Raw genomic sequence first — 595 nt, forward strand, 5'->3', positions numbered from 1 at the left:
ATAGCGCCATCGCTGCCATGGGTGGAGCCGCTGCCGCCGATACCGCCGGTGCCACGGATGCCGAGGTTGCCGCCGGCCCCACCGGCGCCGCCGTCGGGGGTGGTGTTGTCGCCGGCCGCGCCATTGCCGCCGTCGCCGGGCGTGGCGCCGTTCCCGCCGTTTCCGCCGGCGCCGCCTGCCCCGGTGGCGCCCTGGGTGCCGTGGGCGGCCAGGCCGCCGATGCCGCCGTCGCCGCCGGCCCCGCCGTCGCCGCCGTTGCCGCCCGACCCGCCGGCCTGCCCCGCGCCGCCGGGCGTGGTCGCGTTGGCGCCGTTTTCCCCGGCGCCGCCGTTGCCGCCCGCCCCGCCATGGCCGCCCGCGCCGCCGGCGCCGCCGTTGCCGGAGACCGAGCCGCCCGCACCGCCGCCGCCGCCCTCGCCGCCGGCCCCGCCGTCGGTGCCGCTGCCGCCGGACTGGCCCGTCGCCGTTGCAGCAAACCCGTTATTGCCGGCCGCGCCGTGCCCGCCGGCCCCGCCGGCACCACCGTTGCCGTGGCTGCCGCCCGCGCCGCCGGTTCCGCCGATGCCTCCGTTGCCGCCGGGTGTGGTGGCGTTGA

1 pseudogene is annotated in these 595 nt (G+C 81.8%); it reads right to left on the bottom strand.

The window, feature by feature from the left end:
- Window positions 1-595 (bottom strand): annotated as a pseudogene (locus tag AC5Y43_RS24970) (PE family protein); the annotation flags it as partial.

This window comes from Mycobacterium sp. NGS57 (assembly GCF_059812405.1).